Source organism: Allobosea sp. P1_B10 (assembly GCF_056406735.1).
The window spans coordinates 408,257-424,694 of record NZ_JBFTZP010000003.1 but is presented as its reverse complement, the minus strand read 5'-3'; the positions used below and the strand labels follow the sequence as shown (position 1 = coordinate 424,694).

Annotated in this window: 13 protein-coding genes; 4 read left to right on the top strand and 9 right to left on the bottom strand. The window is 67.6% G+C overall.

Annotated features, from left to right (window positions below; all coding sequences use genetic code 11):
• The first annotated feature begins 3 nt into the window (after nucleotides 1-3).
• The gene (locus tag AC1D2L_RS09375) at nucleotides 4-1,581 is read left to right on the top strand and encodes an ABC transporter substrate-binding protein (protein WP_476845590.1); all 1,578 of its coding nucleotides are present in this window, start codon (nucleotides 4-6) and stop codon (nucleotides 1,579-1,581) included.
• Nucleotides 1,582-1,805: 224 nt separating this feature from the next.
• Entirely contained in the window at nucleotides 1,806-2,954 is a 1,149-nt protein-coding gene (locus tag AC1D2L_RS09370) for an amidohydrolase (protein ID WP_476845589.1), read from the top strand.
• 145 nt (nucleotides 2,955-3,099) lie between these two features.
• Here the strand turns inward: AC1D2L_RS09370 and AC1D2L_RS09365 are convergent, their stop codons facing one another.
• Both AC1D2L_RS09365 and AC1D2L_RS09360 read right to left on the bottom strand, forming a co-directional pair.
• Nucleotides 3,100-4,020 (bottom strand): aldose 1-epimerase family protein, encoded by a 921-nt coding sequence (locus AC1D2L_RS09365; RefSeq protein WP_476845588.1) that lies wholly within the window; start codon nucleotides 4,018-4,020, stop codon nucleotides 3,100-3,102.
• Between the two features lie 208 nt (nucleotides 4,021-4,228).
• Nucleotides 4,229-6,511, bottom strand: coding sequence for an NADP-dependent malic enzyme (locus tag AC1D2L_RS09360; protein WP_476845587.1), 2,283 nt, complete (start codon nucleotides 6,509-6,511; stop codon nucleotides 4,229-4,231).
• A 228-nt stretch (nucleotides 6,512-6,739) separates the two neighbouring features.
• Here AC1D2L_RS09360 and mutS point away from each other — a divergent pair, with 228 nt between their 5' ends.
• Nucleotides 6,740-9,490, top strand: a complete 2,751-nt coding sequence (mutS, locus tag AC1D2L_RS09355) for a DNA mismatch repair protein MutS (RefSeq protein WP_476845586.1) — start codon at nucleotides 6,740-6,742, stop codon at nucleotides 9,488-9,490.
• Between the two features lie 154 nt (nucleotides 9,491-9,644).
• Here mutS and AC1D2L_RS09350 read toward each other — a convergent pair whose 3' ends face one another.
• From AC1D2L_RS09350 to AC1D2L_RS09335, 4 genes are all read right to left on the bottom strand, one after another.
• Entirely contained in the window at nucleotides 9,645-9,902 is a 258-nt protein-coding gene (locus AC1D2L_RS09350) for a type II toxin-antitoxin system ParD family antitoxin (protein WP_476845585.1), read from the bottom strand.
• On the bottom strand, nucleotides 9,890-10,765 hold the full coding sequence (locus AC1D2L_RS09345) for a C40 family peptidase (protein ID WP_476845584.1): 876 nt from the start codon (nucleotides 10,763-10,765) through the stop codon (nucleotides 9,890-9,892). The genes AC1D2L_RS09350 and AC1D2L_RS09345 overlap by 13 nt, the downstream gene beginning before the upstream one ends.
• Before the next feature lie 86 nt (nucleotides 10,766-10,851).
• Entirely contained in the window at nucleotides 10,852-11,205 is a 354-nt protein-coding gene (locus tag AC1D2L_RS09340) for a MarR family transcriptional regulator (protein ID WP_476845583.1), read from the bottom strand.
• 107 nt (nucleotides 11,206-11,312) lie between these two features.
• Nucleotides 11,313-12,713 carry a leucyl aminopeptidase family protein gene (locus AC1D2L_RS09335; protein ID WP_476845582.1) on the bottom strand — a complete coding sequence of 467 codons (1,401 nt, stop codon included), beginning with the start codon at nucleotides 12,711-12,713 and terminating at the stop codon, nucleotides 11,313-11,315.
• A 174-nt stretch (nucleotides 12,714-12,887) separates the two neighbouring features.
• Here AC1D2L_RS09335 and AC1D2L_RS09330 point away from each other — a divergent pair, with 174 nt between their 5' ends.
• Nucleotides 12,888-13,757 (top strand): tetratricopeptide repeat protein, encoded by an 870-nt coding sequence (locus tag AC1D2L_RS09330; protein WP_476845581.1) that lies wholly within the window; start codon nucleotides 12,888-12,890, stop codon nucleotides 13,755-13,757.
• Between the two features lie 201 nt (nucleotides 13,758-13,958).
• On the opposite strand, the gene AC1D2L_RS09325 is transcribed toward AC1D2L_RS09330, so the two are convergent.
• The 3 genes from AC1D2L_RS09325 to AC1D2L_RS09315 all read right to left on the bottom strand — a co-directional run bounded on the left by AC1D2L_RS09325 (nucleotide 13,959) and on the right by AC1D2L_RS09315 (nucleotide 16,425).
• Nucleotides 13,959-14,195, bottom strand: a complete 237-nt coding sequence (locus tag AC1D2L_RS09325) for a calcium-binding protein (protein WP_476845580.1) — start codon at nucleotides 14,193-14,195, stop codon at nucleotides 13,959-13,961.
• Nucleotides 14,196-14,462: 267 nt separating this feature from the next.
• A complete protein-coding gene (locus AC1D2L_RS09320) occupies nucleotides 14,463-15,440 on the bottom strand; it encodes a type II secretion system F family protein (RefSeq protein WP_476845579.1) in 978 nt (325 codons plus the stop codon).
• A gap of 10 nt (nucleotides 15,441-15,450) precedes the next feature.
• A complete protein-coding gene (locus tag AC1D2L_RS09315) occupies nucleotides 15,451-16,425 on the bottom strand; it encodes a type II secretion system F family protein (RefSeq protein ID WP_476845578.1) in 975 nt (324 codons plus the stop codon).
• Between the last annotated feature and the right edge of the window lie 13 nt (nucleotides 16,426-16,438).

Genomic DNA, 16,438 nt, shown 5'->3' with positions numbered 1-16,438 from the left:
GTCATGAAGCTCACGCGCCTCGCTGCCCTCGCCGTCACCGCCGCCTGCCTCGCTTTTCCAGCACAGGCACAGCCGGCCCCCGGCAAGGTGCTGCGGGTCGCGCCCCATGCCGATCTCAAGACGCTCGACCCGGTAGCGGCCTCGATCGTGATCACGCGCATGCATGGGCTGATGATCTACGAGACGCTGTTCGCCTGGGATGCGGGCCTCAATCCGAAGCCGCAGATGGTCGAGAGTTTCTCGACCTCGGACGACAAGCTGACCTGGACCTTCACGCTGCGGCCAGGCCTGAAATTCCATGACGGCCAGCCGGTGACGACGAAGGACGTCATTCCCTCGCTGAAGCGCTGGATGGCGCGCGACACCATCGGCGGCAAGCTCGGCGAATACACCGACACGATGGAGCTGGTGGACGACCGCACCTTCACGCTCAAGCTGAAGCGGCCGATGGCGCTGGTGCCCTTCGCACTGGGCTCGGCGGTCGGCCAGATCCCGGTGATCATGCGCGCCAGCGACGCCACCAGCGACCCGATGAAGCCGATTACCGAGACGATCGGCAGCGGGCCGTTCCGCTTCAACAAGACCGAATGGCGCAGCGGCGCGAAAGTCGTCTACGATCGCAACACGGATTACGTGCCGCGCTCCGAAGCCGCCGACGGGCTGGCAGGCGGGCGCGTGGTCAAGGTCGACCGCGTCGAATGGATGATCATGCCCGACCCGGCGACCGCGGCGGCCGCCATCCAGACCGGCGAGATCGACATCTGGGAACAGCCGAGCCAGGATCTGATCCCGGTCGTGGCCGGTGACAAAAACGTCAAGGTCGAGCGCTACAGCAACCTGTCCAACCAGGGCATGCTGCGCGCCAACCAACTGCATCCGCCCTTCAACAACGTCAAGGCGCGGCAGGCGCTGGCCTATGCCACCGACCAGGCCGACTTCATGGCCGGCGGCTATGGCGACGAGCAGTGGTGGAAGCGCTGCAACTCCTACTTCATCTGCGGCGGCCCCAATGGCACCGAGGCCGGCGCAGACATGTTCGGCAAGCCCGATCTCGCCAAGGCCAGGCAGCTTCTGGCCGAGAGCGGCTATAAGGGCGAAAAGCTCGTGCTGAGCTCGAGCATGGACATCGCGCCGATCGGCCGCATGGCCGAGGTCGCGGCGGATGCGCTGCGCAAGGTCGGCTTCAACATCGACCTGCAGTTCGCCGACTGGGGCACCGTCACGACGCGCCAGCAGAACCGCGGCACCACCGACCAAGGCGGCTGGAACCTGTTCGTCACCACCGCCTCGGGCGCGACCATGCAGTCCCCGCTGACCAACATCGGCACCAACATGGCCTGCGAGAAGGCCTGGTCGGGCTGGCCCTGCGATGCCGAGGCGGAGAAGCTGCGCGGCGCCTTCGTCGATGCGCCCGACGAGCCCAGCCGCAAGCAGGCGCTTGAGGCCCTGCACAAGCGCCTGGCCGAGGTGCAGCCCTATCGCGTGCTCGGCCAGTTCGACCAGCCCTATGCCAAGCGCGCCAACATCTCGGGCGTCCTGGCCGCGCCGGTCATGCTGTTCTGGAACATCGAGAAGAACTGAGGCCGGGGTCGTTAGCGAATAGCGTTTCGCGACTCGCGGGTCATCCCGGGCGACCAGAGGGAGACCCGGGATCCATTCCGGAGCTTGAAAGACAAGCGCTCCGGAATGGATCCCGGATCTGCGCTTCGCTTCGTCCGGGATGACGGCGCGGTTTGTGTTCGAGAACAAGTTCAAGCCACTCCGCGCCCACCGCGCGACAACAAGACCCAACGGAGCCGACGCCCATGTTTCTCAGCAATTCCGACATGGTCGAACTCGTCGAGTGGCGCCGGCAGCTCCACCGCAACCCGGAAATCTCCGGCGAGGAGCGCGAGACTGCCAAGGCCGTGGTCGCCTTCGTCGAGCCGAGCCGGCCCGATCGCATCGTCACCGGGCTCGGCGGCCATGGCGTCGCGGTGATCTATGAGGGCAGCGAGCCCGGCCCGACCGTGATGGTCCGGGCCGAGCTCGACGCGCTGCCGATCGAGGAGATTTCAGACAGCGACCATCGCTCGCAGGTCCCCGGCAAGGGGCATCTCTGCGGTCATGACGGGCATATGGCGATCCTGGCCTCGCTCTCGCGCGGGCTAGGGCGGCAGCGGCCGAAACGCGGCCGCGTCGTGCTGATGTTCCAGCCGGCGGAGGAGGATGGCTCTGGCGCCGCGGCAGTCATCGCCGATCCCAAATTCGCCGAGATCGCGCCCGACTGTGCCTTTTCCCTGCATAACCGGCCTGGAATGCCGGTCGGCCATATCAGGCTGTCGGTCGGCCCCGCCAACTGCGCCTCGCGCGGCCTCAAGATCACGCTGACCGGCGAGACCACCCATGCCTCGACGCCCGAGTTCGGGGTTTCTCCGATGCAGGCGGTGGCAAGGCTGATGCCGGGGCTTACCGCCCTCGGCCGCGGTGGCGCGCTCGATGCGGGTTTCACCCTTGTCACGGTCACGCATGCCAGCATGGGCGCGCAGGCCTTTGGCATCGCGCCCGGCCAGGCGGAAATCTGGGCGACGCTGCGCACGGTCTCGGACGCCCAGATGGACGGGCTGTGCAAGGCAGCAGAGGCACTGGTGCAGGGCGCTGCGACGGAAGCGGGCCTCAAGGTCGCGATGAGCTATCACGACGTCTTCCACGATTGCGTCAACGATCCCGAGGCGGTCGCGCATCTGCGGCAGGCCTTTGCCGATGAGAGCCTGCCTCACCAGGAGGCCGACGGCCCCTCGCGCGGCTCCGAGGATTTCGGGCTGTTCGGCCGGGGCGCGAAGTCGGCGATGTTCCAGCTTGGCTCGGGGGAGACCACCGCGAACCTGCACAACCCCGACTATGATTTCCCCGACGACGCCATCGCGCCCGGCGCGCGCGCCTTCATGCGCACGCTGCGGAATTTGCTGGGCTGACGCCCAGCCGTCATTGCGAGCGAAGCGAAGCAATCCAGGGGCGGCCGTGCTCGACGTCGCCCTGGACTGCTGCGTCGCAGTTTGCTGGGGTAGTGCCCCAGCCGCCATTGCGAGCGGTGCGAAGCAATCCAGGGGCCCTCGTGCTCTACGCCTTCCTGGATTGCTTCGTCGCTTCGCTCCTCGCAATGACGGGCGAGACGCTCCAGGCGAAATCGCGGCTCTCGCCCGGCGCGAGGTGCAGGAGCCCGGGCTTTTCCGAAAACTCGCCCTGCCAGCCGACAGGGCTCGCCATGCTGTACCAGGGCTCGACGCAGAGGAAATCCGCACCCGTCGGCTTCGACCAGATGCCGAGGTCCTTGTAGCCGCTCCAGGTGAAATTCAGCGCGCGGACCGTATTTCCCGCTTCGTCCAGGGCCACGACACGCAGCCCATCGCTGACGACATCGGGGATGACCAGCGCGTCATTGCGGAACAGCTCTTCCGACAATGCGATGCGCTTGCCGTCGCCCGGCAGCTTCATGGCCGGGCCGATCAGCCCGCCGGCGACGGAGCGCATCTCGCCTCGCTCCTGCGCGCCGAACTCGACGGCGTGTCGGTCCTTGGGCACGCCGTCGGCCAGCGGCCAGATGAAGGCGGGATGGGCGCCGATGCCGCAGGGCAGCGTCTCGCCGCCGGGATTGGCGACGCGCGCGGTTACCGTCAGCGCCCCGCCGGCAATCTCGTAGATCATCTGCAGGCGGAAGCGGAACGGGTAGAGCGCCAGCGTCGCCTCGCTCTCGACGAGTTCCAGCACGGCGCGCGTCGCGCCGCGTTCGATCCAGTCGAAGCGCTGGTCGCGCGCGAGGCCGTGCTGGGTCAGGAGATAGGCCTTGCCCCGGTGCAGCAGCGTATCGTCGGTCAGCTTGCCGACGATCGGGAACAGGACGGGGGAATGGCGCGGCCATTCCGGCCCGCCACGCCACATCAACTCGCGCCCCGCGCCATCCCTGAGGCTGACCAATTCCGCGCCCTGCGCGGCGATGCTGGCCGACAGGGCGCCGGAACTGATGAGGTGTCGGTCGTCCATGGTCTACCCGCCTGCACTATGGCCAGTTGCCCAGCCGTTCAGAGATGAGAGCCTCATGCCGAGGCAGGAAAAAGCGCGCCGTCATCCTGGACGCAGCGAAGCGAAGATCCGGGAGCCGTGCCGGAGCGCCCGCCGGTGAGGCCCAGGAATGGATCCCGGGTCTCCCTGCGGTCACCCGGGATGACGCGCGTTAAGGCCGTCCGCCCCCTCAGCCGCCGATGTTGAAGGCCGCGAGCGCCGCCATGTTGACGATGTCGGTGTCCTTGGCGCCGAGCGGTACGATCTGCACGGGCTTGTCGAGGCCGACAATCAGCGGGCCGATCACGGTGGCGCCGCCGAGTTCCTGCAGCATCTTTGTCGAGATCGAGGCCGAGTGGAACGCCGGCATCACCAGCACATTGGCGGGCCCGGTCAGGCGGCAGAACGGGTACTGCGCCATGATATCGCGGTTGAGCGCGACATCGGCCGCCATCTCGCCGTCATACTCGAAGTCGACGCGCTGGCCGTCGAGGATTTTTACGGCTTCGCGCACCTTGTCCGAGCGCTCGCCGGCGGGATGGCCGAAGGTCGAGAAGGCGAGCATCGCGACCTTCGGCTCATAGCCGAGCCGACGCGCGACGCCGGCGGCCTCGATCGCGATCTCCGCCAGCTCCTGCGCGGTCGGCATCTCGGTAATGGCGGTATCGGCGACGAGCACGGTGCGCTCGCGCGAGAGCACGATCGAGAGGCCGATCAGGCGATGCCCGGGCCGGTCGTCGACGACCCGGCGGACCTCTTCCAGCGCGATCGAGTAGTTGCGCGTGACGCCGGTGACCACCGCGTCGGCGTCGCCGAGCGCGACCATGGCGGCGGCGAAGTGGTTGCGGTCCTGGTTGATCAGGCGCTGGCAGTCGCGGAAGAGATAGCCCTGCCGCTGCAGCCGCTCGTAAAGGTACTGCGCATAAGCCGAATTGCGGTGCGAGAGGCGGGCATTGTGTATCTCGATGCCCTTGCCCTCGAGGTCGACGCCGAGGAACGTCGCGGTCGCGGTGATGCGATCCTCACGGCCGACGAGGATGGCGCGGCCGAGCCCCTGGCTGACGAAGGAGGCCGCGGCGCGGATGACCTGCTCCTCCTCGCCCTCGGCGAAGACGACGCGCTTGGGATAGCGCCGGACGCGCTCGAAGATGCGGTTCAGCGTGCCAGCGACCGGATCGCGCCTTGCCGACAGCTGCGCCTTGTAGGCGGCCGTATCGACGATCGGCTTGCCGGCGACGCCGCTCTCCATCGCGGCCTTGGCGACAGCCATCGGCACGACATGGATCAGGCGCGGATCGAACGGCACCGGGATGATGTACTCCTTGCCGTAGCGCGGCCGCGCGCCCTGATAGGCGGCGGCGACCTCGTCGGGCACATCTTCGCGGGCCAGCGAGGCCAGCGCCTCGGCGGCGGCGATCTTCATTTCCATGTTGATCGTGCTGGCGCGGACATCGAGCGCGCCGCGGAAGATGAAGGGGAAGCCGAGGACGTTGTTGACCTGGTTGGGATAATCCGAGCGGCCCGTCGCCATGATGGCGTCGTCGCGGATGGCGTGGACCTCCTCCGGGGTGATCTCGGGGTCGGGATTGGCCATGGCGAAGATGATCGGATTGGGAGCCATGGAGGCGACCATCTCGGGCGTCACCGCGCCCTTCTGGCTCAGCCCGAAGAAGGCGTCGCAGCCGTCCATCGCCTGCGCCAGCGTGCGCCTGTCGGTGATCGCCGCGTGGCCGGACTTCCACTGGTTCATGCCCTCGGTGCGACCCTGGTAGATCACGCCCTTGGTGTCGCAGAGGATGACGTTGTCGGGCTTGAAGCCCATCGCCTTGAGCAGTTCGGTGCAGGCGATCGCGGCGGCGCCCGCGCCGTTGATGACGAGCTTGGTCGACTTGATGTCGCGGCCGGTCAGATCGAGCGCGTTGATCAGGCCGGCTGCGGCGATGATCGCTGTGCCGTGCTGGTCGTCATGGAAGACGGGGATGTCCATCAACTCGCGCAGGCGCTGCTCGATGATGAAGCATTCCGGCGCCTTGATGTCCTCGAGATTGATGCCGCCGAAGGACGGGCCGAGATAGCGCACGGCGTCGATGAACTTGTCGGCGTCCTCGGTGTCGATCTCGAGATCGATCGAATCGACGTCGGCGAAGCGCTTGAACAGGACGGACTTGCCCTCCATCACCGGCTTGGAGGCGAGCGCGCCGAGATTGCCGAGGCCGAGGATCGCCGTGCCGTTGGTGATCACCGCCACGAGGTTGGAGCGCGTGGTGTAGTCATAGGCCTTGGACGGGTCGGCCGCGATCGCCAGCACCGGCACTGCGACGCCGGGCGAATAGGCCAGCGACAAATCGCGCTGCGTCGCCATCGGTTTGGTCGGCACGATTTCGAGCTTGCCGGGCCGACCCTGCGAGTGGAAGAGCAGCGCCTCCTGGTCGGTGAAGGTCGGGCGGGCGTGCTTGATCGGACGATCGTTCATGTAGCTGTTCTTTTTGAGCGTTTCCTCGGGCACGGACCATACGGCAGCGTCCGCCCGAACCACAAGGCGCGCTGTGCGAGCAGCGTTCTTTCCCGCACGGAGACAATCCCCGGCGAGGGCGGTCCAGGGCGACCGGCGCTCGCATGACGACGCAGGCGCCTGCTTTCAATTGTTGAAAGTCTCCCTGATGGATGGCGCATCCCGTCGATTTTGATAGCGTCCCGCGCCATGCGCCACGACAACACGATCACCGCCCAGACACCCGACGAGCCCCCCGTCGAGGCCCCGATTCCAGCCGGCACCGAGACCGCCAAGGTCACGCCGATGATGGCGCAGTACATCGAGATCAAGGCGGCCTACCCAGACAGCCTGCTGTTCTACCGGATGGGCGATTTCTACGAATTGTTCTTCCGCGATGCCGAAATCGCCTCGCGGACGCTCGGAATCGTGCTGACCAAGCGCGGCAAGCATCAGGGCAACGACATCGCCATGTGCGGCGTGCCCGTCGAGCGCTCCGACGACTATCTTCAGCGGCTGATCGCGGCCGGCCATCGCGTCGCCGTTTGCGAGCAGGTCGAGGACCCTGCCGAAGCCAAGAAGCGCGGCCCCAAATCGGTGGTGAAGCGCGACGTGGTCAGGCTCGTGACACCGGGCACCATCACCGAGGAGCGCCTGCTCGAACCTGGCCGCGCGAGCCTGCTGCTGGCGGTGGCGCGGCGCAAGGCGAGCGATGCCGGCGCGATCTACGGCCTGGCCGCGATCGACATCTCGACCGGCCGCTTCACCGTGTCGGAGGCGCCGCAGGAGCGGCTGGCGATCGAATTCGCCAGGCTCGAGCCGCGCGAGATCGTCTGTCCCGACGCGATCCATGACGACCCCGCGCTCAAGGAGTTCTGGCGCGAGGTCAGTGTCCCCGTGACGCCGCTGGCACGCGAGGGGCTGGATGCCGCCTCGGCCGAACGCCGGCTCAAGGAATTTTTCGGCGTCGGCACGCTCGATGCTTTTGGGGCCTTCTCGCGGGCCGAGATCGCGGCGGCCGGCGCGGCGCTGGCCTATGTCGAGCGCACCCAGTTCGGCGCGCGGCCGCCGCTTTCGGCACCGGTGCGCGATGCCAGCGGCGCCTCGATGCTGATCGACGCCGCGACCCGCGCCAATCTCGAACTGACGCGCACGCTGTCGGGCGAGCGCGGCGGCAGCCTGTTATCCGTGATCGACCGCACCGTGACGCCGGGCGGTGCACGCCTGCTGGCTGAACGGCTCGCGGGGCCGCTGACCGACATCGCCGCCATCGGCCATCGCCATGACGCGGTCGCGATGCTGGTCGAGGACGCCGCCCTGCGCGAGGACCTGCAGCGCCTGCTGGAACGCGTGCCAGACGTGGCGCGGGCCCTGGCGCGGCTCTCGCTCGAGCGCGGCGGACCGCGCGACCTGGCCGCCCTGGGGGCGGGCCTGAGCGCGGCGCGCGCCATCGCGGCCCTGCTGGAGAGCCGCCCGGGCCTCCCGCGTGATCTCGCCGGCGCGGCGCAGGCGCTGCTCGACACCGACCCCGCGCTGCCGGCGCGGCTGGAGGCGACACTCGCCGACGAGCTGCCGCTCAACCGCCGCGACGGCCGCTTCGTGCGCGAGGCTTTTGACGCAAACCTCGACGAACTGCGCCTGCTCCAGGTCGATTCGCGAAAAGTCATCGCGCAATTGCAGGCGCGCTACAGCGCCGAGACCGGCTGCCGCACGCTGCGCATCAAGCACAACTCGATGCTGGGCTATTTCGTCGAGGTGCCGCAAGCGGCAGGCGAAGACTTCCTCAAGGAGCCCTGGCGGGCGACCTTCGTGCATCGCCAGACTATGTCGGATGCGATGCGTTTCTCCTCGGTCGAGCTTGGCGAACTCGAGGCCAAGATCGCCTCGGCCGCCGACCGCGCCTTGAAGCTGGAACTCTCCGTCTTCGCCGCGCTGAGCGAGGCGGTGCTGGAACAGGCCGAGACGATCAAGGCCGCCGCTCTGGCGCTGGCCGAAATCGACGTGCTCGCCGGGCTTGCCGAACTCGCCGCCCGCGAGGGCTGGGCCCGTCCGGTGATCGACGAGAGCTGCGCCTTCGCGATCACCGGCGGAAGGCACCCGGTCGTCGAGGCTGCGCTCAAGCGCGACGGAAAACCCTTCGTCGCCAACGACACCGAATTGTCACCGCCGCAGGCCAGCAGCAATGGCGGCCGGATCTGCCTGATCACCGGCCCGAACATGGCCGGTAAATCAACCTTCCTGCGCCAGAACGCTCTGATCGCGATCCTCGCCCAGATGGGCGCCTTCGTGCCCGCGACGAGCGCCCGGATCGGCGTCGTCGACCGTCTGTTCTCGCGTGTCGGCGCCGCCGACGACCTCGCACGCGGGCGCTCGACCTTCATGGTCGAGATGGTCGAGACCGCCGCGATCCTGAACCAGGCCGGCCCGCGTGCGCTGGTCATCCTCGACGAGATCGGCCGCGGCACCGCGACCTTCGACGGGCTGTCGATCGCCTGGGCTGCGATCGAGCATCTCCACGAGATCAATCGCTGCCGCAGCCTGTTCGCGACGCATTACCACGAGCTGACCGCGCTCGGGGACCGGCTCGACCGCGTCACCAATGCGACCGTGCGCGTCACCGAGTGGAATGGCGAGGTGATCTTCCTGCACGAGGTCGTGGCCGGCGCGGCCGACCGCTCCTACGGCATCCAGGTCGCCAAGCTCGCGGGCCTGCCGCCCGCCGTGGTCGAACGGGCGCGCGCCATCCTGAGCGAGCTCGAGAAGACCGAGCGTGAGAAACCGGTCGCATCGCTGGTCGACGATCTCCCGCTCTTTGCCGTGCCGCTGCGGCGCGCGGTGGCCGTGAGCGCGGAAGCGGAGGCACCCGATGGCCTGCGCGAGGCGTTGGCCGGGATGGATCTGGACGAGATGACCCCGCGCGAGGCGCTGGAGGCGCTCTACCGCCTCAAGGGACTGAGCTGAGTACGGGCGGTGCCCAGTGCCTTGGAGAGGGCACGCTCGTCATCGCGAGCGCAGCGAAGCAATCCCGGGGCGGCAGAGCGCTACGTCCTGCCGGATTGCTTCGTCGCTTCGCTCCTCGCAATGACGGGCAGGATCGATCGGGTCAGTAACCGGACTACCGTACCCCCACGCCGGCCGGTCGCGCCTTGTGCAACGCCCGCACCCAGGCCTCGTCGAGGCTGCGCGAATTGACGCGGGTCACGGGGCGCTCGTCGGTCCGGCGCTGAAATTCGGCGAGCCTGCCCTGCCGCTCCTGATCGCGGCGTATGAGATCGCGGACATAGTCGCTGGCATCGCTGAAGCGACCGCTCTCGCCCTGCGTCTCGACCCAGGCCTTCATCTGGTCGGGAAGTGTGATGTTCACCGTGGCCATGTCTGTCTCCCCAGTCGCTTGATACTGGTGATCGCGCCGAAGCTCTTGTCGCGAATGCGATCGCGCGCGGTGCGCAAGGGCTCGCTCATCACGGTCATGCTGTAGGCCGTCGCATGCAGCAGCATGTCGGCATCGGTCATGATCCCGACATGGCCCTTCCAGAACACGAGATCGCCGCGTTCAAGGCCCGAGAGGCTCTCGTCGACGGGCAGCCTGGTGCCGACCGAGGCCTCCAGCATATCTGAATCGCGTGGCGAGGCGATACCTGCCGCGGCCAGGGCGAGCTGCGTCAGGCCGGAGCAGTCGAGACCCAGGCTGGTCTTGCCGCCCCAGAGATAGGGCACATGCAGGAAGCGCTCGGCCACCGCGACGAAATCGGGCGCGCGGGCATCGAGCGCGCAGAGATGGCCAGCCCAGATGTAGCCCTGGTCGGCCGTGATCAGGAATTCGCCCTTTTCCCCCGTGATCGCGACACTCGCGCCCATCGACAGCACATCGACGGTCGGCAGTTTGATCGAGGGGCCGGGATAGACGAAGGTCCGCAGGGCCGAGACACGATGCGTCGGCGCGGGGCTGTCGGCACGTAGCGCGGTGTCGGGGACATAGCCGACATAGCCATCGCCGGCGAGCTGGACCCAGGCCCAGCCTTCGAAGCTCTCGTAGCGCTGGACCGCCTCGCCCGCGAGCGCCTCGGTATCGAGGCTGGCGTCGGGGCGCGGCTCGCGCCGCACCGGCACGACCGGAGCGATCACGCGCATCGGCTCGGGATCGGCGAAGGCGCGCGCCTCGACCTGCCCGACAAGATGGCGGGCGGCGAGATCGGGCCGGAACGGCGTTATGCGGCGGTCGAGAATCGGGTCCATACCGGCACCCTAGCCCATGTTGCCACCAAGCTGAATCGCCGGGCGGGCCAAATCCGTCATCGCCGGCCCGGCGGGTAACCTGCCTGCTAGGAGCCACCCATCTCGCGCGCCCTCTCGGTGACGAGATCGGCAAGCCTCTCGACCGCCAACGCACCGGCGACCGTGCGCTGGATCACGACATTGCGCCTGTCGAACTCGTCGCGCCGGCGACTGACCAACCCGAGCTTGCCCATGGTGTCGAGCGCCCGCGTGATCACCGGCTTTGTGACGCCGAGCTGCTGCGCCAGCCCGCGCACCGTGTGGGGCGGCAATTCCAGATAGATCGTCAGCAGGATCGCCGTCTGGCGCGCGGACAGATCGGCCTGGCCATCCCGGACGAGGTCGAGATGCACCTGCCGCCACAGTCTCAGCGCCTGCGAGGGCTTGATCTCCAGGGGCATCTGCGTGCGCGGTCCAGATCGTTACGGAACCGTATCATTATGCGGCCCGCACATCCGCGCAATCGCGGATGCGAATCAGGCTTAACCGAAGCGGGGCAGACGAGGCCTCATGCGGTGCCGTAGCGCTGCTTGACCAGCGCGTAGGTCAGGCGCGCGGCCTGGCATTCGCCGCCCTCGGGGCGGCCCGGCCGGGCGGAAGGGGTCCAGCCATAAATGTCGAAATGGGCATAGGAGGAGGTCTTCTCGACAAAACGGTTCAGGAACAGCGCGGCCGTCACCGAGCCCGCCATGCCCCCGCTGGAGACGTGGTTGACGTCGGCGATCTTAGACTCGAGCATCCGGTCATAAGGCGCCCAGAGCGGCATCCGCCAGACCGGATCGTGCACGGCAAGGCCCAGCCGCGCGATCTCCTGCGCCAGTTCGTCATCATGGCTGTAGACGGGCGGCAGATCGGGCCCGAGCGCGACCCGGGCGGCACCGGTCAGGGTGGCGTAGTCGATCAGCAGTTCGGGCGCCTCCTCGTCGGCGAGCGCCAGCGCATCGGCCAGGATCAGCCTGCCCTCGGCATCGGTGTTGCCGATCTCGACGCTGAGGCCCTTGCGGCTGGCGAGCACGTCGCCGGGGCGGAACGCCGAACCCGAGACCGCGTTCTCGACGGCCGGCACGAGCAGCCGCAGCCGGACCGGCAGCTTTGCCAGCATGATCATCCGGGCAGCCGCGATGGCCGCCGCCGCGCCGCCCATGTCCTTCTTCATCAGCAGCATCGCGGCCGACGGTTTGAGATCGAGCCCGCCGGTGTCGAAGGCGACGCCCTTGCCGACGAGGGTAACCTTGGGGTGGTCGGGGTCGCCCCAGACCAGGTCGACCAGGCGGGGCTGGCGCGGCGAGGCGCGACCAACCGCGTGGATCATCGGGAAATTGCGGGCCAGCAGATCCTCGCCGACGACGCTGGCGACGGTTGCGTTGCAGGCTGTTGCGAGGTCGCGGATTGTCGCCTCTATCTCGGAGGGACCGAGATCATTGGCGGGCGTATTGACGAGGTCGCGTGCAAGGGCGACCGAGTCTGCGATCACGCCGAGTTCCTCGCCATCGACCCCGGCGGGCACGACGAGCCGGGCCAGCACGGCAGCCGGCTTGCGGTAGCGGTCGAAGCGATAGCCCTGCAGCAGCCAGCCCAGCGCCGCCAGCGCGGGATCGTCGATCTCGCCGGACAGGACATAATCGCCCGCCGGAAGCAGGGCCGCGAGCCGCCCGGGCGCAAAGGCATCGCGCTGGCGCGCGCCGGGTACATCGACCCCGAGCAGGACGGCGGCCAGCGCCCCCGTTGCGTCGGGCAGCACGAGATGCTGGCCCGGCCGCGCGACAAACCCTTGCGCCAGGGCGAAGCGCAACGCTGCGGGCGCCAGCGTCGGCTGGAGGTCAGCCCAGCCCGTCTTCGAAACGACATGGACCGGAACGGCGGCGGGCGAAGCAGCGGTCAGGAGGCTATGCACGGCAGGGAAATCCATCGAGTTCGGTCAGGAGCGCCCGCTGCTTACCACGAAACCGCCTGCCACGCGCCAGCGAGGTTCCCGACGAGGCGGCTCAGGCGCATCGCGCCGGCGGCGGTTAAGAATGCATTAGGGTTAACGTTTTATCACCGAAGGGACCAGATCTTCCTACGTCGCGAGGCGCTCCAGCCCATGCTTACCCGCCTATCCGCTAGCCCCGCCGCCGCGCGCGCCTTCACCCGCCCTGCTCTGCTCGCCGCCATCGGCATGGCCGCGCTGGCCATGGCCGGCTGCCAGAGCCGCGGCCTCGGCGACGTCACCGGATCCATCGGCCGCAGCGAGGCGCAGCCGCGCAGCCAGACCGACTGGCGGGCCGAATCGGAACGCTGGAGCAAGCGCTACGACGCCAACCCCAAGGACCGCGAGGCAGCCTTCCAGCACGCGCGCGCCCTGCGCGCGCTGGACCAGCATGCGCAGGCGCTGGCTGTGCTGCAGAGCGCGGTGCTGGTTCACACCAACGATCTCGAACTGCTCGGCGCCTATGGCCGCGCGCTCGCCGACAACGGCCGGCTGAGGGAGGCCGACGACGTGCTCTCGCGGGCGCATTCGCCGGAGCGGCCGGATTGGCGCATCCTGTCGGCGCAGGGCACGGTGGCAGACCAGCTCGGCGACCACGCGCGCGCCCAGCAGCTCTACCAGACCGCACTCAAGATTGCCCCCGGCGAGCCCACCGTGATGTCCAATCTCGGCCTGTCGCTGGCGCTCGCCAAGCGCCTCCCGGAGGCCGAGCGCGTCCTGACCGAAGCCGCAGCCTCGAGCCGCAGCGATATCCGCGTGCGCCAGAACCTCGTGCTCGTGCTGGGCCTGCAGGGACGCTTCAGCGAGGCGGAGACGCTTGCGCGGCAGGACCAGAGCATGGCGGAAGCCGCGGCGACGATCGCCTATCTGAAGCGCAGCGTCAGCCAGCAGAACAGCTGGGAGATGCTCAAGGGCAAGGCAAAGCCTGCAGCGGCGCAAAGGCCCGAGACAACGGCAAGCGCCGCCCCCGCCCCCCGCGGCTGAACGAGGCAGCGAGCGTGCGGCTTTGCGCGCTGTGTTGCTGGACCGGCGTCCCTTGCTTGCCGACGCAGAGCGTTCCGTCTCGCGCGGCTTGCTGCGCGCTAATTTTTCGCAAGCAGCGCGGCCGCTCGCGGCAGACGATGAGCCGTGAGCGACGAACCTCACCTCGGCCCTCGGCTGAGCCGATATCCCTGGAGAGGCGAGCTACTTGGGACTCGGGTCATCCCCCACGCCGCCGATGAGGGTATCATTCCCAGTGCCACCCCAAAGGGTATCGCTGCCTTCGCCGCCGTCCAGCAAGTCGTTTCCGGCGTCGCCGAAGAGGCTGTCATTGCCGGCGTCGCCTGTAAGCGTGTCGTTGCCCCGGTGCCCATAGATCAGATCATCATCACCCGTTCCCGGCAGATTGTCGGCGCGATTTGTCCCGTGAACAATGGCCATGACTGCTCTTTCGCATCGCGAAGGACTTCGAAGCGAGAAGCCTACAGGCACGTCCGCCAACATTCAGGTGCGCTTCCGAAGTCGTACTCCAAGCAGGGTGTCCGATAACCGGTTGCGGCGGCGAGCAACTGCCGGCCGTAACAAGCTGCCGAGGGTACCGAATGGCATCAACGGACCAGGCACTTGCCGGGAAGCTGGCTTCCACACCAGTCTCACCGTCAGTGAGACAGTCTCATCTTCGATGAGATCCGCCAGCGCTCTATCGCTTTACTGCCACTTGAACGTCTTGATCAGGGCCGGCGTCATGATCACGACGAAGAGCACAGGCAGGAAGAACAGGATCATCGGCACCGTCAGCTTCGGCGGCAGGGCGGCGGCCTTCTTCTCGGCTTCCATCATGCGCTGGTCGCGGCTTTCCTGGGCCAGCACGCGCAGCGCAGTGCCCAGCGGCGTGCCGTAGCGCTCGGCCTGGATCAGCGCGGTCGAGACCGCCTTAACGCCCTCCAGCCCCGTGCGCTGGGCGAGGTTCTCATAGGCCTGCCGGCGCTCGGCGAGATAGGACAGCTCCGCCGTGCAGAGCGCGAACTCCTCGGCCAGCGGCACCGACTGGGTCGAGATCTCCGTCGAGACCTTTCGGAAGCCATGCTCCATCGACATGCCCGATTCCACGCAGATCAACAGGAGATCGAGGGCATCGGGGAACGCTGCGCGCATCGAGAGCTGGCGCTTGGTGGTCTGGTTCGAGAGGAAAATCTCGGGCGCCTTGATGCCGATATAGGCGCCGGCCACCGCGGCGCCGAGCTTGATCGAGAGCGGCTGCCCGAAATCATTGATGAAGAAGATGTAGAACAGCGTGAACAGGAACAGCCCGATCGGCACCACCAAGCGGAAGAACAGGAAGCTGATCTCGGCCTGCGGACCGCGATAGCCCGCCATCACCAGCTGCTTCTTGGCGCTTTCGGTGCCCAGCCAGTCGCCCAGCTTCAGCTGGTCGACGATCCGGCGCATGAACTCCTTGGGCTCCTGGCGCAGCGAGACCTTGTCCTTGGGCCGGTTGAGGCGGTCGCGCTCGCGCGCCCTGATCTTCTCGCGCTCGACGGCGACGCTCTTCATGCGCTTCTGGAGGGCATTGCCCTCCGTCAGCGGGATCGCCAGGGTCAGCACGGTCGCGGCGGCGGCCACTGCGACGAGCACCGATAGCAGGAACTGTCCGTCGGCGAGCTTGTCCGCGAGCATCACGATCATCGGTTTCGCCTCAGATGTTGAAGTTGATCATCTTGCGCATCACCATGACGCCGGTCAGCATCCAGAAGGCGCAGATGACGAGGGCGACCTTGCCAGCCGAGGTCAGCCAAAGCAGTTCGATGTATTTCGGGCTGGTCAGGTAGACCATGATCGCGACCACGGGCGGCAGGGCCCCGATGATGCCGGCAGAGGCCTTGGCCTCCATCGAGACGGCCTGGATCTTGTCGCGCATCTTGCGACGCTCGCGGATGACCTTGGAGAGGTTGCCCAGCGTCTCCGAGAGATTGCCGCCGGTCTTTTGCTGGATCGCCAGCACGATGCCGAAGAAGTTCGACTCGGCGCAGGGCATGCGCTCGTAGAGCTTCTGCGCGGCCTCGGTCAGCGGCAGGCCGAGTGTCTGGCTCTCGATGATCAGCCGGAACTCGCTCCTCACGGGCTCCTCGGCCTCGTTGGCGACGATGCGGATACAGTCGTTCAGCGGCAGTCCGGCCTTGATGCCGCGCACGATGACATCGATGGCCACGGGAAAGGCATTACCGAATTTCTTGAGCCGGCTCGCCTTGCAGCGCTTCAGGAACCAGGCGGGCAATCCGAAGCCGCCGATGAAGAGGCCGGCCGCAGCCAGCATCGTGTTCCCCGTCAGGATCAGCAGCACGAGGCCGGTGACAACCGCCATGACGACGCTGACGACGTAGTATTTCTGCTTGGACCAGGTCAGGCCGGCCTGCGCGATGCGCTGGTCGAGCGAGATCTTGTGGCGCGCATTCTCGCGGGCCTCGATTTCCTTGAGGCTCTGGACGATCTGGCCGCGCTTGGCCCGTGCCACGGCCTCGCGGTCGACGCCGCGTGCGACGGGACCGGTGAATTCCTTGCGGCGCTTCTCGGCGCGGGCCTGGCCGCTGAGCATCGGGTAGAACAGCGCATAGGCGACGCCGCCCACGGCGAGGACCGCGAGCACGATGACCGCGATGACGCTCAGGTCCATGGTCTGTGCCTCC